Origin of the sequence: Stenotrophomonas maltophilia group sp. RNC7 (assembly GCF_030910085.1) — a bacterium.
GTDB lineage: Bacteria > Pseudomonadota > Gammaproteobacteria > Xanthomonadales > Xanthomonadaceae > Stenotrophomonas > Stenotrophomonas sepilia.
Genome location: NZ_JAVFVN010000211.1, coordinates 1 through 1,050, shown reverse-complemented (window position 1 = coordinate 1,050; position 1,050 = coordinate 1). Strand labels below are relative to the sequence as shown.

The window sequence follows — 1,050 nt, the reverse complement described above, 5'->3', positions numbered from 1 at the left end:
GCCTTCTTCCGTAAGTTCAATCTCCCATAATACTTTCTCAATTTCCACAATATACTTTAAAAGTAGCAAACCTTTTTCTACTGTATTTGTGGGAAGAGAATTAAAGGTTGCCAAATAAGACTGAACTTTATCATGATTCTTTAAACCGAGTTTACCTAATAGTTCTTTAAAACTATCTTCTAACTGGTTAATACTTTTGTGTATAGCCCATGAAATAGCCTCATTATATTTGTCAGGGCTTAAGTTACCAGTAAATGCTTGACCAACTGATGCTCTAAACTGCTCCTTTTCTTCTGCTGTTAAAAACCCCATCAATTTGTTAACATCCAAACTCTTTTTCAAGCTTGTGATATTATCAACATTCTCCTCATCAAAGGCTTTATTAAATCTAAACTTACTAGAATACTCTTTTTCCTCTGATTTCCTAATGTTTTCAACTTGAGTAGTGAGCTTTTCTATTTGTTCCTCAGACACAGCTGCATTTAAATAGAGTTTTGCATTTTCTACAAACTTTTCAATTCTAAACATGTTGAATTTCTGACTTGTTTTCTCAAGAAATTCTTGTACTAATTGAGGTTGTGGTTTCTTAAAAGCTTTTTTATCTTTCTCCCACCAATCGTCTTTCTTTTCCTCAGTTATAAAAATAATTGGTTTAGAAGAATTTTTTGCTTTATCTATCATCTGATGCCACATAATCAAATCACCATATTTTTTTTGATACCTCATAGCACCATAATTCCTAAATCCTTGTTTATCTGGGTCATTTTTATCTGCCCAACCTGGAGGAACCTCATGTGTGTATCTTATTTCCCCGTCTATTTCAATCTCATGAATCTTTCTTTGGGCATAAGGTTGACCAACAATACCATCTAACAAGTCTAAAATATTCTCCTGAATTTCTTTAACATCTGGTAAAGCCTTAAGCTCTATATCTAGCTGTTCCTGTACTTTTTTATTAGCTTCCTCTAATTCCTTAACAAGAAATCTAAAATCATCAACTTTTATGAAAGGATACTCACTTTCAATAGACCTTATGCTAGTATTTGCAGT

The 1,050-nt window shown here is 32.5% G+C and carries 1 protein-coding gene; it reads right to left on the bottom strand.

Features of this window, described 5'->3' with window-relative positions; translation table 11 throughout:
* On the bottom strand, positions 1 to 1,050 hold a 1,050-nt coding region (locus RCF13_RS02895), incomplete at both ends, for a PIN-like domain-containing protein (RefSeq protein ID WP_308140830.1).